Annotated in this window: 28 protein-coding genes; 16 read left to right on the top strand and 12 right to left on the bottom strand. The window is 73.5% G+C overall.

From position 1 onward, the window contains the following. Positions 1-159 precede the first annotated feature (159 nt). On the top strand, positions 160-1,095 hold the full coding sequence (locus JYK04_RS05845) for a class I SAM-dependent methyltransferase (protein ID WP_189742582.1): 936 nt from the start codon (positions 160-162) through the stop codon (positions 1,093-1,095). A gap of 56 nt (positions 1,096-1,151) precedes the next feature. On the opposite strand, the gene JYK04_RS05840 is transcribed toward JYK04_RS05845, so the two are convergent. Then, complete coding sequence (locus JYK04_RS05840; protein WP_189742580.1) at positions 1,152-2,630, bottom strand: DEAD/DEAH box helicase; 1,479 nt, start codon at positions 2,628-2,630, stop codon at positions 1,152-1,154. A gap of 75 nt (positions 2,631-2,705) precedes the next feature. Continuing rightward, positions 2,706-3,200 (bottom strand): MarR family winged helix-turn-helix transcriptional regulator, encoded by a 495-nt coding sequence (locus tag JYK04_RS05835; RefSeq protein ID WP_189742578.1) that lies wholly within the window; start codon positions 3,198-3,200, stop codon positions 2,706-2,708. 106 nt (positions 3,201-3,306) lie between these two features. Here JYK04_RS05835 and JYK04_RS05830 point away from each other — a divergent pair, with 106 nt between their 5' ends. Both JYK04_RS05830 and JYK04_RS05825 read left to right on the top strand, forming a co-directional pair. Continuing rightward, a complete protein-coding gene (locus JYK04_RS05830) occupies positions 3,307-3,675 on the top strand; it encodes an HGxxPAAW family protein (RefSeq protein WP_189742576.1) in 369 nt (122 codons plus the stop codon). A 170-nt stretch (positions 3,676-3,845) separates the two neighbouring features. After that, positions 3,846-4,052, top strand: a complete 207-nt coding sequence (locus JYK04_RS05825) for a cold-shock protein (RefSeq protein ID WP_033213830.1) — start codon at positions 3,846-3,848, stop codon at positions 4,050-4,052. Positions 4,053-4,144: 92 nt separating this feature from the next. On the opposite strand, the gene JYK04_RS05820 is transcribed toward JYK04_RS05825, so the two are convergent. Both JYK04_RS05820 and JYK04_RS05815 read right to left on the bottom strand, forming a co-directional pair. Then, positions 4,145-4,774: a TetR/AcrR family transcriptional regulator gene (locus JYK04_RS05820; protein WP_189742574.1), complete on the bottom strand. Its 630-nt coding sequence runs from the start codon at positions 4,772-4,774 to the stop codon at positions 4,145-4,147. Next, the gene (locus JYK04_RS05815; RefSeq protein ID WP_189742572.1) at positions 4,771-5,124 is read right to left on the bottom strand and encodes a DUF1304 domain-containing protein; all 354 of its coding nucleotides are present in this window, start codon (positions 5,122-5,124) and stop codon (positions 4,771-4,773) included. The genes JYK04_RS05820 and JYK04_RS05815 overlap by 4 nt, the downstream gene beginning before the upstream one ends. Positions 5,125-5,212: 88 nt before the next feature. On the opposite strand from JYK04_RS05815, the gene JYK04_RS05810 reads away from it, so the two are divergent. Then, positions 5,213-6,232, top strand: coding sequence for a BtrH N-terminal domain-containing protein (locus tag JYK04_RS05810; RefSeq protein WP_189742570.1), 1,020 nt, complete (start codon positions 5,213-5,215; stop codon positions 6,230-6,232). Between the two features lie 37 nt (positions 6,233-6,269). Here the strand turns inward: JYK04_RS05810 and JYK04_RS05805 are convergent, their stop codons facing one another. Then, the gene (locus JYK04_RS05805) at positions 6,270-6,608 is read right to left on the bottom strand and encodes a thioredoxin family protein (RefSeq protein ID WP_189742568.1); all 339 of its coding nucleotides are present in this window, start codon (positions 6,606-6,608) and stop codon (positions 6,270-6,272) included. Between the two features lie 118 nt (positions 6,609-6,726). Here JYK04_RS05805 and JYK04_RS05800 point away from each other — a divergent pair, with 118 nt between their 5' ends. Then, positions 6,727-6,996, top strand: coding sequence for a hypothetical protein (locus JYK04_RS05800; protein ID WP_189742566.1), 270 nt, complete (start codon positions 6,727-6,729; stop codon positions 6,994-6,996). A 23-nt stretch (positions 6,997-7,019) separates the two neighbouring features. On the opposite strand, the gene JYK04_RS05795 is transcribed toward JYK04_RS05800, so the two are convergent. Further along, positions 7,020-7,385, bottom strand: coding sequence for a DoxX family protein (locus JYK04_RS05795; protein WP_189742563.1), 366 nt, complete (start codon positions 7,383-7,385; stop codon positions 7,020-7,022). Positions 7,386-7,643: 258 nt separating this feature from the next. Between JYK04_RS05795 and JYK04_RS05790 the strand changes: the two genes are divergently transcribed. Continuing rightward, entirely contained in the window at positions 7,644-8,000 is a 357-nt protein-coding gene (locus JYK04_RS05790) for a YciI family protein (RefSeq protein ID WP_189742561.1), read from the top strand. Positions 8,001-8,068: 68 nt separating this feature from the next. Next, the gene (locus JYK04_RS05785) at positions 8,069-9,289 is read left to right on the top strand and encodes an RNA polymerase sigma factor (protein WP_189742785.1); all 1,221 of its coding nucleotides are present in this window, start codon (positions 8,069-8,071) and stop codon (positions 9,287-9,289) included. A gap of 195 nt (positions 9,290-9,484) precedes the next feature. Here the strand turns inward: JYK04_RS05785 and JYK04_RS05780 are convergent, their stop codons facing one another. The 3 genes from JYK04_RS05780 to JYK04_RS05770 form a co-directional block, all read right to left on the bottom strand. Continuing rightward, complete coding sequence (locus JYK04_RS05780) at positions 9,485-10,963, bottom strand: condensation domain-containing protein (RefSeq protein ID WP_189742559.1); 1,479 nt, start codon at positions 10,961-10,963, stop codon at positions 9,485-9,487. 120 nt (positions 10,964-11,083) lie between these two features. Beyond that, the gene (locus JYK04_RS05775; protein WP_189742557.1) at positions 11,084-13,393 is read right to left on the bottom strand and encodes an ABC transporter permease; all 2,310 of its coding nucleotides are present in this window, start codon (positions 13,391-13,393) and stop codon (positions 11,084-11,086) included. Further along, complete coding sequence (locus JYK04_RS05770; protein WP_189742555.1) at positions 13,390-14,100, bottom strand: ABC transporter ATP-binding protein; 711 nt, start codon at positions 14,098-14,100, stop codon at positions 13,390-13,392. The genes JYK04_RS05775 and JYK04_RS05770 overlap by 4 nt, the downstream gene beginning before the upstream one ends. 120 nt (positions 14,101-14,220) lie before the next feature. Between JYK04_RS05770 and JYK04_RS05765 the strand changes: the two genes are divergently transcribed. Both JYK04_RS05765 and JYK04_RS05760 read left to right on the top strand, forming a co-directional pair. Continuing rightward, the gene (locus tag JYK04_RS05765; protein WP_229876274.1) at positions 14,221-15,060 is read left to right on the top strand and encodes a sensor histidine kinase; all 840 of its coding nucleotides are present in this window, start codon (positions 14,221-14,223) and stop codon (positions 15,058-15,060) included. Beyond that, complete coding sequence (locus tag JYK04_RS05760) at positions 15,057-15,797, top strand: response regulator (protein ID WP_189742551.1); 741 nt, start codon at positions 15,057-15,059, stop codon at positions 15,795-15,797. Before JYK04_RS05765 ends, JYK04_RS05760 begins: the two co-directional genes overlap by 4 nt. A 40-nt stretch (positions 15,798-15,837) precedes the next feature. On the opposite strand, the gene JYK04_RS05755 is transcribed toward JYK04_RS05760, so the two are convergent. Further along, positions 15,838-16,761 carry a LysR family transcriptional regulator gene (locus JYK04_RS05755; protein ID WP_189742549.1) on the bottom strand — a complete coding sequence of 308 codons (924 nt, stop codon included), beginning with the start codon at positions 16,759-16,761 and terminating at the stop codon, positions 15,838-15,840. Between the two features lie 71 nt (positions 16,762-16,832). Between JYK04_RS05755 and JYK04_RS05750 the strand changes: the two genes are divergently transcribed. Then, positions 16,833-17,762, top strand: coding sequence for an NAD-dependent epimerase/dehydratase family protein (locus JYK04_RS05750; protein ID WP_189742547.1), 930 nt, complete (start codon positions 16,833-16,835; stop codon positions 17,760-17,762). A gap of 5 nt (positions 17,763-17,767) precedes the next feature. Here JYK04_RS05750 and JYK04_RS05745 read toward each other — a convergent pair whose 3' ends face one another. After that, a complete protein-coding gene (locus JYK04_RS05745; RefSeq protein WP_189742545.1) occupies positions 17,768-18,526 on the bottom strand; it encodes a GntR family transcriptional regulator in 759 nt (252 codons plus the stop codon). 233 nt (positions 18,527-18,759) lie between these two features. On the opposite strand from JYK04_RS05745, the gene JYK04_RS05740 reads away from it, so the two are divergent. From JYK04_RS05740 to JYK04_RS05720, 5 genes are read left to right on the top strand one after another with little or no spacing between them, the layout of a single operon-like run. After that, on the top strand, positions 18,760-19,920 hold the full coding sequence (locus JYK04_RS05740) for an ABC transporter substrate-binding protein (RefSeq protein WP_373297472.1): 1,161 nt from the start codon (positions 18,760-18,762) through the stop codon (positions 19,918-19,920). Beyond that, complete coding sequence (locus tag JYK04_RS05735; RefSeq protein ID WP_189742543.1) at positions 19,920-20,810, top strand: ABC transporter permease; 891 nt, start codon at positions 19,920-19,922, stop codon at positions 20,808-20,810. Before JYK04_RS05740 ends, JYK04_RS05735 begins: the two co-directional genes overlap by 1 nt. Then, positions 20,798-21,739 carry an ABC transporter permease gene (locus tag JYK04_RS05730; RefSeq protein WP_229876261.1) on the top strand — a complete coding sequence of 314 codons (942 nt, stop codon included), beginning with the start codon at positions 20,798-20,800 and terminating at the stop codon, positions 21,737-21,739. Before JYK04_RS05735 ends, JYK04_RS05730 begins: the two co-directional genes overlap by 13 nt. A 4-nt stretch (positions 21,740-21,743) precedes the next feature. Further along, positions 21,744-22,847: an ABC transporter ATP-binding protein gene (locus JYK04_RS05725; protein WP_229876258.1), complete on the top strand. Its 1,104-nt coding sequence runs from the start codon at positions 21,744-21,746 to the stop codon at positions 22,845-22,847. Positions 22,848-22,873: 26 nt separating this feature from the next. Continuing rightward, positions 22,874-23,503 carry an HAD family hydrolase gene (locus JYK04_RS05720; RefSeq protein WP_189742777.1) on the top strand — a complete coding sequence of 210 codons (630 nt, stop codon included), beginning with the start codon at positions 22,874-22,876 and terminating at the stop codon, positions 23,501-23,503. 9 nt (positions 23,504-23,512) lie between these two features. Here JYK04_RS05720 and JYK04_RS05715 read toward each other — a convergent pair whose 3' ends face one another. Continuing rightward, positions 23,513-24,022: a hypothetical protein gene (locus JYK04_RS05715; protein WP_189742541.1), complete on the bottom strand. Its 510-nt coding sequence runs from the start codon at positions 24,020-24,022 to the stop codon at positions 23,513-23,515. A gap of 86 nt (positions 24,023-24,108) precedes the next feature. Here JYK04_RS05715 and JYK04_RS05710 point away from each other — a divergent pair, with 86 nt between their 5' ends. After that, on the top strand, positions 24,109-25,197 hold the full coding sequence (locus tag JYK04_RS05710; protein ID WP_189742539.1) for a DUF2330 domain-containing protein: 1,089 nt from the start codon (positions 24,109-24,111) through the stop codon (positions 25,195-25,197). Positions 25,198-25,276 lie beyond the last annotated feature (79 nt).

Here is a 25,276-nt window from a genome sequence, read left to right as displayed (position 1 = left end):
GCCGGAGCGAGGTCCAGCACACCGCACGGGGTACGCAGAGCAAATAACTGGCCAATCCCGCGCACGTCTCGTCACACGTCCGTCCAGGGCTTAGGGTGCCGTTACCCGGCCGGGTATCAGCGTGAAGACCGATGCCACTTCGCTGGAGGATGACTCTCCGTGTCGCACGTTTCACAAGCTTCCGTCACGACCACCGACGGTGAGCCCGCTCCGCTCGTCCCCACCACGTACGACGAGGTCAAAGGCTGGTTCTCGGCGTACGACCAGGTGCTCTTCGACTGGTTCCTGACGCGTCAGAACAGCGGCGAGGGGCAGCTGGGCGACCTGCTGGAGCTCGGCGCCTTCATGGGGAAGAGTGCGATCTTTCTCGGCGGGTACCTCCGGCCCGGTGAGGAATTCACCGTGTGCGACCTCTTCGACTCGCCCGCGACGGACGACTTCAACATCGCCGAGAACCGCGAGTCCTACCCCACGCTCACGCGGCGCGGCTTCGAGACGAACTACCTGGCCTTCCACGAGGCGCTGCCGACGCTGATCCAGGCCCCCACCTCGGTCGTCGCCGACGAGGTCAAGCCGGCGAGCTGCCGGTTCGTGCACATCGACGCCTCGCACCTGTACGAGCACGTCGTCACGGACATCGCGTCCTCGCGTCTCGTCGCGGCCCCGGATGCCGTGGTGGTCTTCGACGACTACCGCTCCGAGCACACCCCCGGCGTGGCGGCCGCGGTGTGGGCCGCGGTGGTCACGGGCGAACTGCACCCCATATGCACCTCGGCCATGAAGCTGTACGCGACCTGGGGCGACCCGGCGCCCCACCAGGCGGCGCTGCTCGCGTGGCTGGAGGAGCGCACCGACCTCCGACATGACGTGGACATGATCGACGGGCGCCCCCTGGTGCGCCTCACGGACCAGGGCGTGGTCGCGTCGGCGTCCCCGCAGCCCCTGCACCCCGCGCCGCGGGTGGAACCGGCGCCGGTCCCCGCTCCCGCCGCCGCGCGCAGGCCCGGTGTCCGCTGGCGCAAGCTGGCCAAGGACCTGCTCCCGCCCGTGGTCACCCGCGCGATCGTGGCGCGGAACCGCCGCCGCAGGGCCTGACACGGACCGCGCCCCCGGACCGAGCCGGTCCGGGGGCGCGGTGGGGTGTACGCGTGTCAGGCGCCCCGGCGTACCCGGGCCGCGCGGCGGGCCTCGGCCTGCTGGCGGGCCTCGATCGTCTTGCGGGACTCCTTGCCGCGGCCCGGGCGGGTGCCCATGCCGCGGAACGCCAGGTCCGAGCCCGAGGGCCTGCCCTTGGCGTCGGTCGGCGCGGAGCCCGCCAGCGGGACTCCGGAGGGGGCCTTGGCGCCGGTGATGCGGGTCAGTGCCGCCTCGCCGGAGCGCACCTGCGTGATCGTCGGCCGGATCCGGGCGTCGGAGAGCAGGCGGACCATGTCCCGGCGCTGGTTCGGGGTGACGAGGGTGACGACCCGGCCGGACTCGCCGGCCCGCGCGGTGCGACCACCCCGGTGCAGGTAGTCCTTGTGGTCGGCGGGCGGGTCGACGTTGACCACGAGGTCGAGGTCGTCGATGTGGATGCCGCGCGCGGCGACGTTCGTCGCGACCAGGACGGTGACGGCCCCGCTCTTGAACTGCGCCAGGGTCCGGGTGCGCTGCGGCTGCGACTTCCCGCTGTGCAGGCCCTCCGCCCGCACGCCCATGGCCCGCAGGTGCTTCACGAACTGGTCGACCCCGTGCTTGGTGTCGAGGAACATCAGCACACGGTTGTCCCGCGCCGCGATCTCGGTCGCCGCCGAGACCTTGTCGGCCGCGTGGATGTGCAGCACGTGGTGGTCCATCGTGGACACCGCGCCCGCCTGCGGGTCGACGGAGTGGGAGACCGGGTCCTTCAGGTACTTCCGGACGAGCTGGTCGACATTGCGGTCCAGGGTCGCGGAGAACAGCATCCGCTGTCCCGCGTGGTGCACCTGGTCCAGGATCTCGGTGACCTGCGGCATGAAGCCCATGTCGCACATCTGGTCGGCCTCGTCGAGCACGGTGATCTTCACGCGCTCCAGGTGTACGTCCCGCCGCCCCACCAGGTCGCTGAGCCGCCCGGGGGTGGCCACCACGACCTCGGCGCCGGTGCGCAGGGAGCTCACCTGGCGGCCGATGGACAGCCCGCCGACCACGGTGGCCATCCGCAGCTTCAGGGCCGCGGCGTACGGCTCCAGCGCCTCGGTCACCTGCTGCGCCAGCTCGCGCGTCGGTACGAGGACCAGCGCCAGCGGGCGCTTCGGGTCCGCCTGCTGCCCCGCCGTACGGGCCAGCAGCGCCAGGCCGAAGGCGAGGGTCTTGCCCGAGCCGGTCCGGCCGCGGCCGAGGACGTCCCGGCCCGCCAGGGCGTTCGGGAGCGTCGCGGCCTGGATCGGGAACGGCTCCGTCACGGCCAGCGAGGCCATGGTCTCCACCAGCTCAAGGGGCAGGTCGAGCTCGGCGAAGGACGCCACCGGCGCCAGCGCCGGCTCCTTCGGCGCGTGCATCGTGAACTCACCCTGCGGGCCGAGGGTCCGGGGGGCCTTGGCGGGGGTCCGGGCACCGGCCTTGGCACCGCCCTTCACACCGAAGCGCCCATGAGCTGACGGGTTCCTCATGCAGGACCTTTCGAAGCAGAGAGAAAGCGGGGGAGAAAGAAGTAGATGGTCAACCGCCCATGGTACCAGCGGGGGCTAGGACTCCCCGGCGGTCAGTTCCCCTGACCGCACCTGCGCGCAGTGTGCGCGGATCTCGACCGCCGCGCGGCCGAACCAGTCGGCGATCACGGCGATCTCGTCGGGGGTGTAGTCGGCGAAGAGGGTGGCCAGCCGGTCGTACATCGGCTGGTACACGGCGACGACCCGCGCGGCCGCCGTGGGGTCGGCCACCACCCGGACCCGGCGCCGGTCGGCCGGATCGGGGACGCGCCGCGCGTATCCGGCGCGTTCGAGGCGGTTGAGCACCCCGGTGACGGCCCCGGTGGTGAGGTCCAGCAGCCCGGCGAGGTCACCGGCGGCGAGCGGGGCGTCCCCGGCGCCCAGGATGTGCCCCAGGCAGGTCAGATCGGTGACGTTGAGCCCGAGCAGCTGTGCCACCTCCTGCTGGCCGACGATGCCCAGGGCGACGTACTGGTCCATGCGCGCAATCGCCTCGCCGGCCGTGGCCGGGGGGCGGGTCTTGCCCTGCACCCACATACTCCTTAGGATCTAAGTTACTTAGTAAGTGAGATGCTTACCTCGCGAAATAAGCTTCCCGCTTCCGAGCGTACTGCTGCCGGTCCGACCAGGGAGAATCATGAGCGCGCACGGCCACGTAGATCTCGGCCACACGGTGGCCGGCTGGACCGGGACCGCCCTGGCCCTGGTGGGCTTCGCGGGAGCGGGCGGAGCCGTGTGCGCCGCCTGGATCCCCGGGATCTGGATCGGCCTCGGCGTCGTCGCCGTGGCCGGGATCGTCACCTGGCTGCTGCACCTCGCCGGGTGGGGCAAGCCGAGCGGCCCCCGGCCGGAGGCCGACTGGGACTGGCGCACCCGGGACACCGGCGCCCGTGCGGGGCACGCCGACTGCCTCGGCTGCCGCGTCAGCGGGCCGCGGCGTGCCCTCGCGGCAGCGCCGCGGCCGCGGTCGACCGCATCGCTGCCCGCCGCGGACGGCGGTGCGTGAACGGCTTCGGGCGGAGCCGATCCCTCTTTTCACTGACAAGACGGTCAGAAGTTCGAATGCGCGCCGCGCCCCGGTTGGCCGCGTTCGGCGTGTGCTCCGGGGGACGCTTGGGCAGGATCGAGACGGCCGCGTGTGCGGCCCGCAGTGGAACGTTGTGAAGGATCAGCCAGATGGCAACAGGCATCGTGAAGTGGTTCAACTCGGAGAAGGGGTTCGGCTTCATCCAGCAGGACGACGGCGGCCCCGACGTGTTCGTGCACTTCTCCGCGATCGAGACCACCGGGTTCAAGTCGCTGGAGGAGAACGCGCGCGTCGAATACTCCGTCTCCCAGGGCCCCAAGGGCCCGCAGGCTGAGAAGGTGGTTCCCCTCAGGTAGTCCACTTCACGGGCCGGGCCCGTGACGTGAAGCCCCGCCGGTCGGCCCGGCGGGGCTTCGCGCGTTCCGGGCCGCGCCGCCCCCGGCGAGCGCTACCGGGTCCTGGCCGCCTCCGGCGCGCCGCCGGGTCCGATCGCCCGGTGGAGGGCCAGGAGCAGCCGCCACAGGTGGTCCGCCAGGGCCTCGGGATCCGCCCGGATGTCCTCGTGCAGCCAGTCCGCGAGGACGCCGGTGAACGCGGCCGCGACCGCCGACGCGACCAGCTCGGGGTGCGGGGCGCCCACTGCCGCCCGTTCCGCACGCGCCCGGGCGCGCAGCTCCCGGTGGAGGCGCCGGCCGAGCGGGCCGCCGCCGCCCGGGAGCAGCAGGGTGCGGTAGAGCGGCGCCCGGTCGGCCGCCGCCGCCAGGAAGCCGGCAAGCGCGGCGGGCGGCCGGGCCGGGGGGAGCGGCGACGGGCCGGTCTGCCAGGCGTGCAGGGCGTCGACCGCCGCGTGCACCACGTCCGCGCACGCGTCCACGGCGAGCGCGGTGAGGTCCTCGTAGTGCAGGTAGAAGGTGGCGCGGCCGACGCCGGCCCGGCGGACCACCGCCGAGACGCTGACCTCGGCGAGCGGCCGGTCCGCGCACTCGGCCAGCAGGCTTTCGCGCAGCCGCCCCTTCGTCCGGGCCGTGCGCGGGTCCTGCGCGCGGGGGTCGTCCGCGCGCGGGTCCTCCGGGCTCACGCGGCCAGCAGCGCCGCGCCGAGGGCGAGGGCGCCGGGCAGGGCCTGGGCCACGAGGATCCGGCGGTTGGCGGTCGCGGCGCCGTAGATCCCGGCGACGATCACGCAGACGAGGAAGAAGATCTGGGTGGCGAGCGAGTCGATCACGAGCGACCAGACCAGTCCGGCGGCGAGGAAGCCGTTGTAGAGGCCCTGGTTGGCGGCGAGCGGCGCAGTGAGACGGGCGGTGTCCGCGTCGAAGCCGGACAGCGCGCGGCCCGGGGGCCGCTGCCACAGGAACATCTCCAGGACCATGAAGTACACGTGCAGCGCGGCCACGAGGCCGATCAGGATCGATGCGACCGTGTGCATGGCCGCCTCCACTTCTCAGGGTCGATGGCGTATTTCCTGGACAACTGTACAGGAAGTCCGCTGTCGGGCCGGCGGCTTCGCCGGCCCGATGACCGAGCAGGCACCCCGGCCGAAGCCCACCGGACTCCTGTACGCCGACTTCGGCACCGGGCGGCACCGCGAGAGCTCACTCGTCCGGCACGCACTCGGCAGCGTGCACGCGGAGGAACTGGTCGCGGGCCTCGCGGGCGGGATCGGCTTCATGTACTTCGTGTTCGAGTACGCCGGGCACCCGCCCCTGCCGACGATCGTCGCGCAGGCCCACCCCGATCCCTGGGTGGAAGCCGCCCTCGACCGGCTCCGCGTCCCCTACGAGGTCACCCACGGCGCGCGGCCCCGCTGGGACCGTGTGCACGCCGCCCTCGACGCGGGCCGGCCGGTGTTCTGCACCGTCGACCGGTCCCGGCTCCCCTGGCACGGCGGTACCCCGGACGAGAGGGCCGGAGCCGATCGGTACACCGTGGTCCTCGCCGGGTACGAGGGCGACAGCCTGTACGTCGAGGACGGGGCCCCGGCCGCGTACCGGATCGCGGCGCGGGAGTTCGGCGAGGCCTGGGCCGGCCACCGCAAGGGCCGTCACCGGATGCTCGTACCCACCGGCCCCGCCGCCGGCGCCCCCGACGTCGACGGGGCCGTGGCCGCCACCGCGGCCCGTCTCACCGGCCCGGTGCTGGGCAACAGGTTCGACGTCAACTTCGGCTTCTCCGGGATGGAGAAGCTCGCCGCCCAGCTGCGCGACGGCCGCACCCGGACCGGCTGGGAGCGCCGCTTCGGCTCCCCGGAGGCCTTCCTCGCGGGGACCCGGCGGCTGTACGCGTGCCTGGAGGAGGAGTGGACCGCACCCGGCGCCACCCGCCCGCTCTACGCGGACTTCCTCGACCTCGCCGGACGGCCGCAGGCGGCCGCTCTGTTCCGCGACTCGGCCGGCAACTGGTCCCGGCTCGCGGAACTGGCGCGCGCGGCCGGCCCGGACACGGACGCCCCGGGGCGGCGCGCCCTCTTCGACGAGCTCGCCGGCCTGGTGGACGGCTCCCTCGCACGGGAACGCCGCGCCGTCGCCCTGCTCTGAGCCCTCGGAACCGCGGAACTCCAGAACCCCGGAACCCTCAGAGGTGGGCGTCCAGGAACGCCCGGAACTCCACGTGCGTCATCGGCCCCGCCTGGCTCGCGACCGCCTCGCCGTCCTTGATGAGCACGGCGGTCGGCGCGCCCGCCACCCCGTAACGCCTGGTCGGCCCGGGGCAGCGGGTCATGTCGGTGCGGACGGCGGTGAACCGCGTCCCGTACTCCTCGGCCAGGTCCCCGACGACGGCGTCCATCGCGCGGCACGCCTCGACGGCCTTGGGCCAGGAGCCGCAGAAGTACGCGAGAACGGGCCCGGTCGTCATCGAGAGGATGAAGTCGAACTCCTGGTCCTCCAGTGGCTGGTGCACCCGACGTGCCATGCGTGTCGCTCCTCTCTCGTGCGCCTCCCCGGATCGGGAGGGCGGCCCCCATCATCGCCGCCGCACCGGACCGCGGCCGCCCGGGCCGTTGTCAGTGGTGGCTGTGAAGCTGAGCGGTATGGACGACAGGATGCTCCGGCGCCGGGTCTACGGCGCCGACCACGAGGACACCGACCCCGGACCGCGATCCGGACACACCTACGGCGAGCTGGTCGGCGGGCCGCTCGACGGGCTCCTCCTGGACATCACGGGCTGGAGTGCGCCCCAGCTCGCCGAAGAGGCCAGGCTCCCCACGGAGATAGGGCGCTACGGAGCGGGCGGCCGCGCCCACTACCGCCGCCGCGCGGGGGACCCGGGCCACTGGGACTGGACGGGCGACAGCCGCTGACGGCAAGGTCCGTCCCGGCGGCCTCAGGCGCCCCGGCTCACCTTGCGGGCCCAGAGCACCAGCGGCACCTGCAGGGGCAGCCGGCCCAGTGTCACCGCCCGGACGGCGGGGGAGGCGCGGCGCGCGTCGGCGGCCATCTTCACGTTCGCCGGGAACACGCCGACGAAGAACGCCGCCGTGGCCAGCGCGGCCACCCGGCGGGTGCGCGGGTGGGCGACCCCGGCGGCGAGGGCCAGTTCGGCCACCCCGCTTCCGTACGTCCACGCCCGCGGGCTGCCCGGCAGCGAACGGGGGATGGTCGCGTCGAACTTCCCGGGCACGGCCGCGTGGGCGACCGCCATCGTGGCCAGGAGGCCGGCCAGCAGGTGGGGGGAGGAGACGCGGGGCATCGGGGGATCCTCTCGAAGGTGTCCGGGCCCGCGATCCTACTCGTGAGTAGCGAGGTGTGGGTGGGCTTCGTGAGGTCCGGCGGCGAAATCCCGTCCGGCCGCCCGGCGCCCCGGTGCGTCGGCCGGATGGGGGACCGAGGTGGCCGCCCCGGGAAAATCTCCGAAGAATTTCGCGGAGGCTGTCGATCCGGGCGTCTCCCGTTCGACGCAGGGGTGAGAGGCGGGGAGAGTCCCCGCCCTCCTGACCGAGGAGTCACCATGCCGCGCTTCCTGACGATGATCCGCATCGACGAGCAGGACCTGCCCAGCGACGAGTTCCCGCCCGAGTTCGAGCAGCGCATGGGCGCGCTGCTGGAGGAGATCACCAAGGCCGGGGTCATGCTCGACACCGCCGGGCTGCTCCCCACCTCCGCGGGGACCCGCCTCAGCTGGTCCGGCGGGAAGATCAGCTACACCGACGGCCCCTTCACCGAGACCAAGGAGGTCGTCGGCGGCTACTCCCTCACCCAGTGCAAGGACAAGGCCGAGGCCATCGAGTGGACCCGGCGGTTCCTCGAGATCCACCCGGTGGAATGGAAGGTGAGCGCCGAGGTACGGGAGATCCAGGAGATGTGATCCCGGCGCGCCCGCGCCGCGTTTGCCCTGCCCCGTCACGGCTGCTCTGATGGGTGGCCGTGACGGCAGTGAGTGCGGCCCAGGCGGTCGAAGCGGTGTTCAGGATCGAATCCGCGAGGATCATCGCCGGTGTCGCCCGCGTCGTGCGGGACGTCGGCATCGCCGAGGAGATCGCCCAGGACGCCCTCGTCGCGGCGCTGGAGCAGTGGCCGCAGGCGGGCGTCCCGGACCGCCCGGGCGCCTGGCTCATGACCACCGCCAAACACCGCGCGATCGACCTCGTCCGCCGCAGGGAGACCTACGCGCGCAAGCTCGCGGAGGTCGGCCGGAGCCTGGAGGACGTGCCGCCGCCCGACGAGCCGGCCGACCCCGAGGACATCGACGACGACCTGCTGCGCCTGATCTTCACCTCCTGCCACCCCGTCCTCGCCACCGAGGCCCGGATCGCGCTCACCCTGCGCCTGATGGGCGGGCTGACCACCCAGGAGATCGCCCGCGCGTTCCTCACCTCCGAGGCCACCGTCGCCCAGCGCATCGTCCGGGCGAAGCGGGCCCTGGCCAAGGCGGGGGTGCCCTTCGAGGTCCCCTACGGCGCCGAGCGCGAAGCCCGGCTCTCCTCGGTACTGGAGGTCATCTACCTCGTCTTCAACGAGGGGTACGCGGCCACCGCCGGGGACGACCTCGTCCGCCCCGCCCTGTGCGAGGACGCCCTGCGCCTGGCCCGCGTACTGGCCGCCCTGATGCCCGAGGAGCCCGAGGCGCACGGGCTGGCCGCGCTGCTGGAGTTCCAGGCCTCCCGGATCGCCGCCCGCACCGGCCCCGACGGGGAACCGGTGCTGCTCGCCGACCAGAACCGGGCCCGATGGAACCGCATGCTCATCCACCGGGGCGCCCGGGCGCTGGGCCGCGCGGGGAACGGCCCGTACTCCGTCCAGGCCGCGATCGCCGGCTGCCACGCGGCGGCGGTCCGCTACGAGGACACGGACTGGCCGAGGATCGCCGCCCTGTACGGGCGGCTCGTCCAGCTGGTCCCGTCCCCGGTGGTGGAGCTCAACCGGGCGGTGGCCGTCTCGATGGCCGAGGGGCCGGAGGCGGCCCTGCCGCTGGTCGACGCCCTGGCCCGGGAACCGGCCCTGCGCGCCTACCACTTGCTGCCGAGCGTACGGGGAGACCTGCTGGAGCGGCTGGGCCGGACCGGGGAGGCCCGCGCGGAGTTCGAGCGGGCGGCCTCCCTCACGCACAACGCGCAGGAACGCACCCTGCTGCTGGGCCGCGCGGCCCGCCTCTGAGCGCCGCGGCAGTCCGGGGGCGTCCCGGATCCCCCATCCCTCGCCCGGTGGGTTTAAGCCGACTCGGCCGCCCGTCCGCTGACCGCCGCCCTCCTCGTCTGCTGGGCCTTCGCCGTGGGGATCGCCGTGTTGCGGCGCACCTCGGCGGCCGGTCTGCGGGCGGCGGCCCGGCCGGTCTGATGCCGGGGCGGCGGATCAGCCGCGGCGGGCGAACGCGGCCACGTCCAGCGGGGTTTGCAGGGGCCGCCGCGGCGTGGTCAGCGCGATGGGCCGGCGGAACCCGCCGGACCGGGCGATCTCCTGGACGGTGAGGCGCAGCGCCTCCTGGAAGTCGCCCATGGTCCGGCGGGCCGCCGGGGTGTCGACGTAGATCGAGTTCATGTGCATCCCGTCCCTGTCCCGCTGGAACCACGAACAGGCCCCGTTGGCACGCGCCGACCACACGTGGGTGGTGGGACGCCACTCGTCGTGGCGCTCGGCCCCCGGGCACTTGCGCATGTCGATGTACGAGAAGAAATTCACCGGGTACGGCCAGGAGCGGGCGGCGAACTCCTCGGGCGCCAGCAACTGCCACGCCCGGACGAACGGCACGTCGAGATGGCTCATCATCTCGCTGAAGCCCGCCCGGACGGAGGCCATGACCTGGGCGAAGTCCCGGCCGGGCGAGGCATCGAACTCGATGGGCAGGGTGTTGACGAACCAGCCCACCGAATGCGCCCAGGTGTCCCGGCCGCGCTCACTGACCGGCATGAGGCCGCGGTAGACGCCCGGGCCGCCGGCCTCGCGCAGGCAGACGGCGACCGAGGCGAGCACCCCCATGAACGGCTTGCCGTCGGCCGCCAGGCAGGTCTTCTCGAACACCTCGGCCTCGGCGGCGTCCAGGAGGGTGGAGGCCTCGTTGACGATCGGGTACATCTGGCCCTCCTCGACGCCGAGGTCGAGGGGGAAGCGCGGGAAGAACTCGCCGGCCTGCCCCATGAACGCCTTCCAGTAGCCCAGGCGTTCGTCGCTCGGGTCGATGGACAGGTAGCGGCGGCGCTGCTCCTCCGCGAAGTCGAGGTAGCTGGGGGCGGGCGGCAGTTCGACGCCCTCGCCGCGGCACAGGGCCTCGTAGCGGGTGGACACCTCGCGGGCCACGATCGGCATCGACATGCCGTCGCAGACGATGTGGTCGAAGGCGAGGTAGACCGTCGCGGAGTCCTCGCGCTCCACCGCACCCATGATGAACAGCGGCCAGGAGAGGGTGTCGATGCTCCGCTTGAACCGCTCGACGAGGAATTCGCGCAGCAGGCCGGAGGTCTCGAACGTGCCCACCTGCCGGGGTTCGAGGGTCAGTCCGGCGGGGTCGTACGGCTCGCAGGCCACCTCGCCCGCCAGTCGGCGGAACGCACACCGCAGGACCTCGTGCCGCTGCACGAAGGAGAGCAGGGACTGCGCCAGGGCCTGCTCGTCGAGCAGCCCGGTCACTTCGAAGGTCACCGCGACCCAGGACGCGACCGGGTCGTCGGCGGCCCTGCTCTCCTCGGCGACGGTGAAGTGCTTGTCCTGGTTGAAGGACGCCTTCCTGCCCACCGGGTCACCCGTGTCGGCGGCCTCCGCCGCCGAGGACCTGAGCCGCCACTCGACCACCCGGCCGGGTGCCATGTGGTGCATCTCCAGAGGAAACTGCCGCATTCCGTCATCCCTTCGCCCCCGAGTCAACCCCCAGGCCCTAACGACCCCCGGCCCGGGGAGGTGACGAATTCACCCGGGACGGGCCGGGACGGGTCGTCGGCGGCACCCCGGAGCGCGGCCCTATTCGGTGTGCAGGGCCGACGCGATCGTCATGCGGGCCGCCGCCCTGGCCGGTACCAGCGCGCCGAGCACCGCGATCGCGACCCCCGCCGACAGCAGACCGGCCAAGAGCGGGCCGTCCCAGACGTCCTTCATCGACTCCGGGAAGGTGACCACCCCGACGTTGTCCACGATCAGCCGGTGCGCGACCAGCCCGAGCGGGACGCCGAGCAGCCCGCCGACCGCGCCCACACCCGCCACCGAGGTCACGGTCATCGCCACGACCTGCCGCGGGGTCATCCCGATCGACTTGAGCATGCCGAGGTCCCGGCGGCGCTCCCGGACGCTCAGGAGGACCGTGTTGAAGACGCCGAGCGCCGCCACGATGCTCAGCAGGACGGTGAACACCGACGAGAAGGCGACGACGGTGACGGTGCCGGCGTTCGCGCTGTCCAGCACCGACACGCGCAGGCCGGGATCGATCGCCTCGGCCGCCGCCACGTACGCCGACACGTCGGCCCCGGCCGCGAGGCGCACCTCGTACTCGGTGGCGCCGGCCTGTGGTGACAGCTGGCGGAAGGTCTGCCAGCCGGCGTCCAGGGCCCGCGCGTTGCCCTCCACGAGCTCACCCACGACGGTCGCCGCCACCTGCCTGCCGTTCAGCTCCAGGGTGACCCGGTCGCCGACCTTCAGCCCGTTCTGCGTCAGGAAGGCGGGCCCGGCCGTGATCTCGCCGGCCGCCCGCACCTCCCGGCCCCGGGCGATCCGGCCCGCGGCCGCGGGGTCGTCCCCGCGGTAGAAGTTGGCGAAGACGGGCCGGACCTGCCCGACCAGGCTCACCTGGGCCAGCCCGCGGGCCCGTACCCCGGTCGCACCGGGCAGGGACCTCAGCCGTTCCTCGGTCGGGCCGTCACCGAGCGCGGGAGCGGGCCGGTCGTTGAGCGGGCCGCCCGCCTCCACATGGATCCGGGCACCGCCGCCGCCCCGGCCGGCCTCGCCGAACGCGAGCATGGTGCTGGTCAGCCCGGTCGCCAGGGTCACCGTGGTGACTCCGAGGACGATGGCCGCCATCGTCATGAGGGTGCGGCCGGGCCGGGCGAACGGCTGGCCCAGGCCCATGCTGACCGCGCGCGGCAGCCGGGTGCCGCCGAGCAGGCGCTGCACGCGCAGTCCGCGCCCGGTCCGCTGGGCGCCGCCCGCGCTGATCGCCCGGGCCGCCGGGAGCCGGTGCGCCCGCAGCGCGGGAATCAGGGCGGTGAGCAGGACGAGGGCGGGCATCCCCAGCAGGCAGACGACGGACACCCACGCACCGACCTCGCCGACGGCGGCCCGGCCCGTCTCGATACCCGAGAACGCGACCCTGAGGACGGGCACGGCCAGTGCGTTGCCGAGCAGGGTGCCGAGGACGGCGCCGGCGACCGCGGGCACGGCCGTCATCGTCAGGTACACGGTGACGACCTGGTTCGGGGTGAAGCCCAGTGCCTTGAGCACACCGATGTGCCGGTACCCGGACACCACCGCCCCGCTGACGACGTTCCCGACGATCAGGGCGGACACCAGGAGGCCGAGCACACCGAACAGCGTTATGAAGGGGAGGTAGGCGTCGGCCAGCGACGAGAAGGCCTGCTGCAGGGCGAGATGGGTCTGCGTGCCGGTCACCGCCCCCTCGGGCAGTTCGGCGGTGGCCCCGGCCAGCGCGGCGGCCAGCTCGGCGTCCGTCGAGGAGTGCGTGAAGCGGTAGAGCATCTGCGCGGCGGACGGACGCAGCGCGGTCATCTGCTCGGGCGAGACCCAGGCGCCCGCCGACCTGCTCACCCCGGCCGCGACCCCGACGACGGTCAGCGGGGCGGATCCGGGGACTTCCAGCCTGGTTCCCAGCACCCGGGGTTCGGGGGAGCCGCCCGAGTTCCAGCCGACGACGATCTCGCCGGGCGCCGTCGCCCAGTGGCCCTCCAGGAGCTCGATCCGGTCCACCGGGCCCCCCGGGTCGGCCCGGCCCACCACCGTGAGCGAGCCGCCCGCCATCCACAGCCAGCCTGCGGGAACGTCCAGGACACGCTGCTCGAACGGCCCGGCCGCGGCCTCCACCCCGGGCCGGCGGGCGGTCCGCGCGAGCTGCTCCGGCGACGCCTTCGCCGTGTCGAAGGTCGCCACGGTGTGCGGGCCGCGCTGGGCGGCGTACGCCCTGTCGAAGGGGCTGGAGGCGGCGTCGAGCAGCGCCAGCGCGAGCAGGACGGTCGTGGTCGAGCAGAGCACGACGAGTCCGATGACGAACGTCTGGAGCCGGCGGCGCCGCACCGCCGCGCGCGAGGCCCGCCACACGGCGCTCACGCGCTCGCCTCCAGCGCGCTCTGCCGGGCGACCCGGCCGTCGGCGACCTCGACCAGACGGCTCGCGCACCGGGTGGCCAACTGCGGGTCGTGCGTGACGATCAGCAGGGTCTGGCCGATCTGGTTGAGGTCGATCAGCAGGTCCATCACCTGCTCGCCCGAACGGCTGTCGAGGGCGCCGGTCGGTTCGTCCGCGAGCAGCAGCGCCGGACGGTTCATCAGGGCGCGGGCCACGGCCACCCGTTGGCGCTCGCCGCCGCTGAGCGTCGCCGGATAGTTGTTGCGGCGGTCCGCCACACCGAGCTCGTCGAGGAGCTCCAGGGCCCGGCGGCGCGCCTGCCGGGCCGGGGTGCCCGTCAGCTGGGCGGCCAGCGCCACGTTGTCCAGGACCGGCAGGTCGTCGATCAGGTTGAAGAACTGGAAGATCATGCCGATGTGCCGGCGCCGGAAGAGCGCCAGCCCGGTCTCGTTCAGCCCGCCGAGGTCCTGGCCCTGCACCTCGACGGTGCCCGAGGTCGGCCGGTCGAGCCCGGCCACCATGTTGAGCAGCGTGGACTTGCCGCAGCCGGACGGGCCCATCACGGCCACCGCGTCCCCGGCCCGGATCTCCAGCGACAGGCCGTCCAGGGCCTTGGCGTCGCCGTACTCCTTGTGCACACCGTCCAGCCGTACGACGACCTGCCGCGCAGTGTCGTGATCAGTTGTCATGGCCAGAACCTAAGGCGGAGCCCGCGGGCCCGGCGTCGGCCCCCGGATGTAACCGTACGAGCAGGTCATCCTGGGGATGTACGCGGGCCGTCCGGCACAATGGCGTCCAAGGCTTACGGGGTGGGGGAGTTCGAGGTGGGGACGGTCATCGCCGCGGTCGCGGCCTGCGTGTCGGCGGCCGTGGCCGGCGCGCTCGGCGTGGCCCTGCTGCGCGCCCGGCGCGGCCACCGCCAGGCGCTCGAGGAGCGCGGCTGGCTGCTGGAGCGGGAGCGCGAGGGCGCCGCCCGCAGCGCCGTCGACGCCGAACGGGCCAGGATCGCGGCGGAGCTCCACGACATCGTCAGCCACAACGTGAGCCTGATGGTGGTCCAGGCCGGGGCCGCCCGCGAGGTGCTCGCCACGCTGCCCGAGGAGGCCGAGGCGGCGATGGGCGCCGTGGAGCGGGCCGGGCGGAACACGATGACCGAACTGCGGCACCTGCTGGGCCTGCTCGCCCCCGCCCAGGACGGCGCGGACGAACCGTACGAGGCCTCGGGCGCCACCCGGTTGGCGCCGCAGCCGAGCCTCGCCCGGCTGAGCCCGCTGATCGACCGGTTCGCCTTCGCCGGCCTGCGGGTGGAGGTACGGATATCCGGGGAGCCGCGCCCGCTCCCGGCCGGGATCGACGTCACGGCGTACCGGATCATCCAGGAGGCGCTCACGAACGCGCTCAAACACGGGGACGGAGGCAGGACCGAGGTGACGGTGCGGTACCAGGAGCACGCGCTGCGGGTGGAGGTGCTGGGCGGCGGCCCCAGCGTGCTGACGGGAGGCGCACCCGGGCCGAAGGCCGAGGGCACCGGCCGCGGACTGATCGGCCTGCGTGAGCGCGTCGCCGTCTACGGCGGCGACCTCGACGCCCGCCGCCGCCTCGGGGGCGGCTACCGGGTGCGCGCCCGGCTTCCGCTGGAGCGGCCGTGACCACGCCGGACGAGACGGCCGGGCCCGCGCCCCGTGTGGTGATCGCCGACGACCAGGACCTGGTCCGGACCGGCTTCCGGCTGATCCTGACCGCCCGCGGGATCGACGTGGTCGGCGTGGCCGCCGACGGCGTGGAGGCCGTCGCCGCGGTGCGCCGACTGCGCCCCGACGTCGTGCTGCTCGACATCCGGATGCCGAACATGGACGGCCTGGAGGCCGCCCGCCGCATCCTCGCCGAGGCCCCGTACTGCCGGGTGATCATGCTGACCACCTTCGACCTCGACCAGTACGTGTACGCCGCCCTCGCCGCCGGGGCCAGCGGCTTCCTGCTCAAGGACGTCACCCCCGAACACCTCGCCGCCGCCGTCCGCCTGGTCGGCACCGGCGACGCGCTGCTCGCCCCGTCGATCACCCGCCGCCTGGTGGAGCGCTGCGGCCCGGGCGCGGCCGCCGCGGACCGGGTCGCCGTGGACGCCGTCCACCAGGAGCTGGCCGCGCTGACCCCGCGCGAACGCGAGGTGCTGACCCTGATGGGGCACGGGCTCTCCAACGCCGAGCTGGCACGCGAGTTCACGCTGAGCGAGGCCACGGTGAAGACCCATGTGGCCCGCATCTTCGCGAAGCTGTCGCTGCGCGACCGGGCCCAGGCCGTCGTCCTCGCCTACGAGACGGGCCTGGTGACCCCCGGATCGGCCACCGCTCCGCGCCCGGGCCCCCCTCCGGCACCTGCGGGATGACCCGCCGCTCCTCGTCGGCGAGGCCCGCACAGGAGGTGGTTCAAGGGCGCTCTCCGGTCGGGGTGTGGGGCGAGGTGGCGGCAGCGGTCAGGGCGGCGGCCAGCGCCTGGGTATGGAGGTGCGGGCGGCGCAGGCGGGGGAGGACCAGCCCGAAGTGCCGGGCGGGACGCGGAGGTTCGACGCGGACCGCGGTCGACTCCCCTGCCCCGGTGAGCGAGACGTGCGGGATCAGGGAGACCCCGACCCCGGCCGCGACCAGGGTCTGCGCGAAGAAGTAGTCGGTGGTGGAGGCCGCCACCCGGAGGTCGAAGCCGGCGAGCTCCGCGTACCGGCGCAGGTAGGCCTCCGTCCTGAGGCAGCCCAGCACCCAGCGGTCGGCGCCCAGTTCGGCCAGGTCCACCGTCGGCCGGTCCGCGAGGCGGTGGCCGGGCGGCAGCACCAGCCACAGCGGATCCTCCATCAGGGGAACCCAGTCGAGCCCCGGGCGCTCACCCGGGCGCACGGGCGGCGGCCCGTCGAAGTGGTAGGCCAGCGCGAGATCGGCCGCACCGCCGCGCACCATCGCCGCCGCGCCCTCCGGCTCGCTCTCCAGCACCGTCAGCTCCACCTCCGGATGCGCCTCCACGAACCGGGCGAGAGCCGCGGGCAGCAGGTGTCGGCCCCCGCTGGTGAAGGTGGCGACGGTGAGGCGCGGCCGCTGCGCCGTGAGCCGGTCGATCGCGTGGCGGACCTGGTCCAGCTCGGCGGAGATCGACTCGGCGGCCTCCACCAGCAGTCGGCCGGGCTCGGTGAGGGTGACCCCGCGCGTGCTGCGCACCGCCACCGGGTGGCCGACCGCGCGCTCCAGCGCCGCGATGTGCTGCGAGACGGCCGACGGGGTCAACAGCAGGGCGCCGGCGGCCCGGTTGAAGCTGCCGTGCTCGGCCACCGCCCGCAGGACCCGCAGCCGCTGCACATCGATCATCAGTTTTCCTTACGACGCGTTCAGCAGCTGGTCAGTACCGCTGGGGACGATACAACGGCAGAGTCGAACGCATGAAGCGGATTCTTGTCATCGGCGGCAGCCGGTATTTCGGAAAGACCCTGGTCACCCGGGCGCGTGAGGCGGGCGACGAGGTGACCGTCCTCAACCGGGGCTCCGGCGCACCACCGCACGGCGTTGACCGTCTCGTCGCCGACCGCGACGACGAGGAAGCGCTGCGGGCGGCGTTGGGCGCGCGCGACTTCGACGTGGTCGTGGACCAGGTCTGCTACACGCCCCTCCAGGCCGCCATCGCCCGAAGGGTGTTCGCCGGGCGGACCGGACGCTACGTCATGACCTCGACGATGGAGGTCTACGACCCGGCCACGCTCCCCGCCGGCCCCGCCCCCGTCGACCCCGCCCCGGTCGCCGAGGCGTCGCTCGACCCGGTGCGGCTTCCGCTCGCGGGGGAGGCGGGCCGCGCGCCCGGGCCCTGGCCCGCGTACGTCTACGCCGAGGGGAAGCGGCAGGCCGAGGCCGTCTTCCTGCGGGATGCGGCCTTCCCCTACGTCAGCGTGCGCGCCGCGCACGTCCTCGGCGGCGGCCCGGCGGAGTTCACCGGGCGGCTCGCGCACTACGTCGAGCGGATCGGCGCCGGGACCCCCGTCGACGTCCACGAAGCCCCGTACGCCACCTCGTTCATCCATCACCACGAAATGGCCGAATTTCTGTACTGGACGGCGGAACAGTCCTTCACCGGGCCCGTCAACGCGGCCTCCCACGGCGCGCCCGACGTGATCGCGCTCTGCGAGGCGGTGGCGGAGCGGGTCGGGCGCCGGCCGCGGTACCGGGTGGTCGGGCCGGGCGCCGCCGCCTCGCCCTTCTCCTTCGACCGCGCCTACGCCATGGACAACGGCCGGGCCTCGGCCCTGGGCTTCGGCTTCGGCCGCGTCGCCGACTGGCTGCCCGGGGCGATCGCCGAGACCCCGCGCACCGCCGGCTGACGCGGTCACTGGTCTCCGACGCGCCGCTCCAAGGGAGTTGCTACCGACGAGTTGCTCACACTGAAGGTCACGCTGCCGGCCCGGTAACGGTCGTCGGACCACTCGATCGGGCGGCCGGTGGCCGTCGCGGAGACGTGCCGCTGGCGCAGCAGCGGGCTGCCGCGCCGGATCTCCAGCAGCCGGGCGTCCTCGCTGCCGGCCGGAAGCGCGTCGATGAGGTGCTCGCCGTAGTGGGCGGTGACCCCGGAACCCTCGGCCAGGCTGTCCATGACGGAACGGCAGTCCACCGGCAGCGCCTCGACGGCCGCCGCGACCCAGTCGGCGTACGCGGTCCGCTCCACCATGGTGGGCTCCCCGTCGAGCAGCCGCAGCCGCAGCACGGCCAGGACCTCCGTACCGGGGGCCAGCGCGAGCCGGTCCGCCTCCTCGGCCGTGGCGGGCCTGCGGGTGCGCGACAGGAAGCGGCTGGCGGCCCGGTGCCCGAGTCCCTCGGCCCACTGGGCGAAGCTGTTGAGCTCGCCGAAGCTGTGCCGGCGCTCCCGGCGCAGGACGATGCGCCGCGCGCCCTGGCGGGAGCCGATCAGCCCCTCCGCGGCGAGGGTGGCCACCGCCTGGCGGACCGTCCCGCGCGATGCGGACCAGCGCGCCGCCAGGTCGCTCTCCGAGGGCAGGTGCGCCCCCACCGGGAGTTCGCCCGAGAGGATCTCCCGGCGCAGCGCCTCGGCGATCTCCAGGTACCTGGCCGTGCCCGCGCTCGTACTCATGCCCTTCGCCCCCTGATCACCGTGTTCCGGCGGTGCCGTACCGGAATCGCTGTGCACCGGTCTCCCATGATCATTCCAACAGGTTCTGTCACGACTCCTTCCGGTCATTCTTCTCTCTTCGTCGAGACGTGCTCCGGGCGACAGGCGGCGTTCACCGTCCGTACAGCGGGCCCGGGCGAACTGGAGCCAACTTGTTCAGACAAGTGAACCCACCTTCGTCTCCGGGAGAGACCGTGCTCAGTTCCTCCGCCCGTCGCGGTGCGGCCGTTCTGCTCAGCGCCGCCGTACTCACCACGCTCAGCGCCTGCGGTGCCGCCCCCGACCAGAAGTCCGGCGGCGCCGACGGCGCCAAGAGCGTGCAGCCGGGCGCCGCGACCTCGGTCGCCGACTTCGGCTCCTTGGAGGCCCTCGCCGCCGCCGCGCAGAAGGAGGGCGAGCTCAACGTGATCGCGCTGCCGCCGGACTGGGCGAACTACGGCGAGATCATCAAGGCCTTCGAGGCCAAGTACAAGATCAAGGTGAACGGCGAGAACCCGGACGCCTCCAGCTCCGACGAGATCGCCGCCGTCAAGTCCCGCAAGGGCCAGAAGCGCGCCCCCGACGTCCTGGACCTCGGCATCGCCTTCGCCCGCAGCGGCGCGGCCGAGAACCTCTTCGCCCCGTACAAGGTCACCGGCTGGGACAAGATCCCCGCCGCCCAGAAGGACGCCGACGGCCGCTGGACCAACGACTACGGCGGCTACGTCTCCATCGGCTGCGACGCCGCCCGCATCCCCACCTGCCCGCAGACCTTCGCCGATCTGCTCAAGCCCGAGTACAAGGGCAAGGTCGCCCTCAACGGCAACCCCACCAAGTCCGGCTCGGCCTTCGGCGGCGTCTACGCGGCCGCCCTCGCCAACAAGGGCTCCTTCGCCGACATCCAGCCCGGCATCGACTTCTTCGGCCAGCTGAAGAAGAGCGGGAACTTCATCCCGGTCGAGTCCACCCCGGCCACCGTGGAGAAGGGCGAGACGCCCATCTCCATCGACTGGGACTACCTGAACGCCGGCTACGCCGACCAGTTCAAGGGCAAGGGCGTCGACTGGAAGGTCGCCGTCCCCACCGACGGCGTCTACGCCCAGTACTACTCGCAGGCCGTCAACAAGGAGGCCCCGAACCCGGCGGCCGCCCGCCTGTGGCTGGAGTTCCTCTACAGCGCCGAGGGCCAGAACCTGTGGCTCAAGGGATACGCCCGCCCGGTCCTGCTCCCCGGCATGACCCAGGACGGCACCGCCGACCAGGCCGCCGTCGCCAAGCTCCCGCAGGTGCAGGGCACCCCGGCCTTCCCCGCCTCCGAGGAGCTCGACAAGGCCAAGGCCACCCTCGCCGAGAAGTGGGACAAGGCCCTCTCCTGATGTCCTCCACCACCGACCCCCGCGTCGCCGGCGGCACCCGCCGCCGGCGGCGCGGCCCGCGCACCTGGCTCGCGACCCTCCCGCTGCTCACCTTCACCGGGCTCTGCTTCGGCATACCCCTCGGCGCCATGGCCTACGGCGCGGTCACCCGCACCGAACCGGCGAACGGCGCCACCCGGCTGACCGGTGAGCACCTCGCGCGCTCCCTCCAGGGCCCCTACCTCGACTCCCTCATCGGCAGCGTCCAGCTCTCCGCCCTCACCGCACTCGTCGGCGGGGTCCTGGGCGTGGTGATCGCCCAGGCCGTGGTCACCTCCCGCTCCGCGGGCCTGCGCAGCGCCGCGCTGACCGCCTCCGGGGTGCTCGCCAACTTCGGCGGCGTACCGCTGGCGTTCGCCTTCATCGCCACCGTCGGGATCTCCGGCGTCGTCACCCAGCTCGCCGACCTCACCGCCTTCGGCTGGAACCTGTACTCCTTCACCGGCCTCGCCGTGGTCTACCTGTACTTCCTGATCCCGCTGATGGTGCTGGTGATCGCCCCCGCGCTGGACGGACTGCGCCCCCAATGGCGTGAGGCCGCCCAGAGCAGCGGGGCCACCGGCCGGCAGTTCTGGCGCCACGTCGGCCTGCCCGTGCTCGCGCCCTCCCTGCTCGGCGGGTTCGTGCTGCTCTTCGGGACCGCCTTCGCCGCCCACGCCACGGCCGCGGCCCTCGTCGGCGGCTCCGTCCCCCTGGTCACGCTCAAGATCGCGGACGCGCTGTCCGGGAACGTGCTCACCGGCCAGGAGAACGTGGCGCTCGCCCTCGGCCTCGACATGATCCTGATCGCCGGCCTGGTCATGGCGGTCTACCTGCCCCTCCAGCGACGGAGCGCCCGATGGCTGCGATGACCCCGACCACCCGGTACTCCGACAGCGCCCGGGACACGGAAGCACCGGAGGACGGAGCCCCGGCACGGACCCCGGCCCGCCGCCCCCGCCGCCCCCGCCCCAGGATCTGGCGCGGAGCCGTCCTCGGCCTCGCCGGCGCCTACTTCCTCGTCCCGCTCGTCGCCTCGTTCGTCTTCACCGTGCACGTGCCCGGCCACGGCATCACCTTCGAGGCGTACACCGAACTGCTCTCCGCAGACGGCTTCACCGAGAGCCTGCTGCTCTCCCTCGGCCTCGCCGCCGCGACCATCGCCCTGTCGCTGCTGCTCGCCGTACCCGCGCTGGTGGCCGTACGCATCGGCTCCCCGCGGCTGCGCCCGGTCGTCGAGGTCATGTGCATGCTGCCGCTGGTGGTGCCGCCGATCGCGCTGGTCACCGGCATCACCACCGTGCTGCGCTGGGGCCCCGAACACCTGTCGCGGACCCCGCTCTACCAGACCTTCATCGCCGTCCAGAACGAGAAGTTCCCCGTCGTCCTGGTCCTCGCCTACACGGTCCTGGCGCTCCCCTTCGTCTACCGCTCGCTCGACGCGGGCCTGCGCGCCGTCGACGTACCGACCCTGGTCGAGGCCGCCCGCAGCTGCGGCGCGAGCTGGCCGTACCTCGTCCTGCGCGTGCTGCTGCCCAACCTGCGGGCCTCCCTCGCCGGCGCCGCCTTCCTCACCCTGGCCCTGGTGCTCGGCGAGTTCACCATCGCCTCCCTCCTCGGGTTCCGGCCCTTCGCGGTGTGGATCGTCTCGATCTCCGGAGCACAGGCCCGGATGTCGGTGGCCGTCTCCATCCTCAGCCTCCTGATCACCTGGCTGCTGCTGATCGCCCTCTCCCGGGCCGGGACCGCCCCCTCCACGGGCGCGGCCGCACCCGCCACCACCTCCCGCAAGGAGTCCTGAGCCCATGTCCACCACGCCCACCACCCTTCCCGCGGCCAGGAAGCAGGCGGATCCCGACCGGCCCGCGGGCGCGCGCGTCGAGTTCCGCGGCCTGCGCCGGGCGTTCGGGTCCACCGTCGCCCTCGACGGGCTCGACCTCACCGTCGAACCCGGTGAACTCCTCGCCCTGCTCGGCCCGTCCGGCTGCGGGAAGACCACCGCCCTGCGCGTCGTCGCCGGTTTCGAACAACCCGACTCCGGCGAGGTCCTCGTCGACGGACAGGACATCACCCGGGTTCCGGCCAACCGCCGCGACGCCGGCATGGTCTTCCAGTCCTACAGCCTCTTCCCGAACCTCAACGCCCGCGACAACGTCGCCTTCGGTCTGCGGGTACGGGGGGTCGGCGCGGCCGAGCGCCGCGAACGCGCCGCCGAACTCCTCGACCTGGTGGGCCTGCCCGACCACGGCGACCGCTACCCGCACCAGATGTCCGGCGGGCAGCAGCAGCGCGTCGCCCTCGCCCGCGCCCTCGCCCTGCGCCCGCGCGTACTCCTGCTCGACGAGCCGCTCTCCGCGCTCGACGCCAAGGTACGGGCGAACCTGCGCGAGGAGATCCGGCGCCTGCAGCTCTCCCTCGGCATCACCACCGTCTTCGTCACCCACGACCAGGAGGAAGCCCTGTCGATGGCCGACCGGGTCGCCGTCCTGAACGCCGGGAAGCTGGAGCAGTGCGCCGCCCCGGCCGAGCTGTACGACCGCCCGGCCACCCCCTTCGTCGCCGAGTTCGTCGGCACCATGAACCGGCTGCCCGGCCGGCTCACCGATGCCGGCCTGGTGGAGGTGGCGGGCACCCGCCTGCCCGTCGACGGCCCGGTCCCCACGACCCCGCAGGTACAGGTCCTCGTACGGCCCGAGAACGTCACCGTCGACGCCGACGCCGAGGGCACGGCCACCGTGGTCTCCGCCTCCTTCCTCGGCTCCGTGACCCGGCTCCACCTGGAACTGCCGGGCGGGGTGAGCGTGAAGGCGGACCTGGCCTCGCGGGACGCCGGAGCCCTGGTGCCGGGAGCGCGCGCCGCCGTGGGACTGGCCCGGCGGCCGGTGCTCGTCGTGGCCGGGTCCGCGTGAGCACCCTCGCCGCGGTCCTGTTCGACATGGACGGCACCCTCGTCGACACCGAGGTGCTGTGGTGGCGCACCACCGAGGAGATAGCCGGCGGCCTCGGCCACCGGCTCACCGGCGCGGACGCGCCGGAAGTCGTCGGCCGGGCGGTGGAGGACACCGCCGCCCACCTCGTACGGGTCTCCGGAGGAGGAGACCCGGCCGAGGTGGCGGCGGCGCTCACCGAGCACTTCTTCCGCGCGGTGGAGGCCGGGGCACCGATGCGGCCCGGCGCCCAGCGGCTGCTGACCGCACTGGAGGCGGAGGGCGTGCCCTTCGCCCTGGTCAGCGCGTCACCGCGGGTGGTCGTCGACTCGGTGGTCGGAGGCTCCCTGGCGCACGTCCCCTTCGCCTTCACCCTGTCCGCCGACGACACCGCCCGCACGAAGCCGCACCCGGACCCCTACCGGGCCGCCGCCGGACGCCTCGGCATCGCACCGGGTGCCTGCGTCGCGGTGGAGGACTCGCCGGACGGCGCCGCCTCCGCGGAGGCGGCCGGCTGCGCGGTCCTGGTGGTCCCGTCCCTGCTGGCGGTACCGGCGTCACCGCCGCGGACCTTCGCCGAGTCCCTGGAGGACGTCACGGTGGCGCGGCTGCGGCGGTGCCTGACGGCGGCCGGCTGATCCCCGGACTCAGGCGGGCAGGCCGAGGATGTCCAGGATGCCCTCCGCGTAGGCGGCGCTCCCGGAACCCGGGTCGGCGGCGATCTCACGGCGGAAGCCGTCGACACCCGTACGGATGAAGGCGGCGCACTGCCCGTGCAGTCCGGCCTCGTGGGTGCCGCCGTCGTCCACCGTGCACAGCAGGGCCAGCAGGGTCCACAGCAGGGCCTCGCGGGTCGCCCGCCGGGGCGGGTGCACGGCCCACACGGCCATCAGGACACCGCACACCGCCGGGGCGGGCGGCTTCAGGTGCTCCGCGAAGAAGACGTGCCCCTCCAGCGCGTGGAACGCGGACGGATGCCCCTCGGCGGCATCCCGCACGGCGTCCACCAGATGGCCCGCCGAGCGGCCGCAGCCGCACTCGATGGACTCCCAGTCGTGCCGTGCGATCTCCGCCACCACGGCATCCGGAACCAGCGGGCTGCGCAGCACCGCGGACCGGCGCAGCAGAGCCTGCTGCCGCTTCTCGCTCCCCGTCATGGGGCACAGTATGAGGCCAGGTCGCAGCGGTCGGCGAGGGGGGTCGGAACCGGATCTGCGGGGCCTTCGTCACAGACCCCGTGAGGATGAAACGAAGAATTGTGGCACTGCTGTTCGCCCTGCTCGCGACCCAGCTGGGCGCACTGGTCAACCCCGCCTACGCGTGCGGGTGCGGGGCCATGATTCCCGACGGCCAGTCCCGGATCGGCGTCGACCGGGAGACCTCCGTCCTGCGCTGGGACGGCCGTACGGAACAGATCGTCATGCGGTTCACCGTCGGCGGGGACGCCCACCGGGCCGCCTGGATCATGCCGGTACCGCGCCGGGCCACGGTGGAGCTGGGCGACGGCAGGATGTTCGACGAACTGGGCCGGCTCACCCTGCCCGAGCACAAGAACCGCAGCTACTTCTGGCCGCGCAACCACGACTGGCCCTTCTCCTCGGGCACGGGGGACGGCGCCGGAGCCCCGGCACCCGGCGCCGCGGCGCCACCGGTCGGCGTCGTCGGCCGCGAGCAGCTCGGTGACTTCGACGTCGCACGGCTCACCGCCACCGACCCGGACGCCCTGAAGAACTGGCTGGAGAGCAACGGCTTCAAGCTTCCCGACCGCCTCGCCACCGAGGTCGAACCGTACGTGGACCAGCACTGGGAGTACGTGGCGGTACGACTCGCCCCGCGCGCGGGCGGCAAGCCGCTGCGCGGCGACCTGGACCCGCTGCGGATCCGCTTCGACAGCGAACGGCTGGTCTACCCGATGCGGCTCTCCCGGATGGCGAAGACACCGCAGTCCCTCGGCCTGTACGTCCTCGCCGACCACCGCATGGAGCCCGCCTCCCCGATCGGCGGCGCCGCACCCGAGGTGACCTTCGCAGGGACCATCCACCCCGAGACCGGCGCGCTCGCCGAACTGGCCGGAGCCGAGCCCGTCTTCCTCACCGCCATCGACCAGCGGTTCCCCGTGCCGGGCAGCATCGACGCCGACCACGAACTGCGCGTCACCGCCGAGGACACCCCGTACCGCAGGGCGATCTACCACGACAAGCTGCTCACGGTGGGCGGCGTCCCCGCCTGGCTCCTGACGCTGGCGGGCGCCGCGGTGGCGCTGACGGCCACGTCCGTCGCGGTGCTCCGGATCCGCGACCGCCGTCGCCCCGGCCCGGCTGCGGCCTCCTGACCGGCGGGCGTCACCCCCGGGCTCCGAACGGGGTTGACGCGCGAGCGCATGGACACCAGCCTTGCACCGGAGTTACCGA

The organism is Streptomyces nojiriensis (assembly GCF_017639205.1).
Lineage (GTDB): Bacteria > Actinomycetota > Actinomycetes > Streptomycetales > Streptomycetaceae > Streptomyces > Streptomyces nojiriensis.
This window is presented reverse-complemented; position numbering and strand designations above follow the sequence as displayed.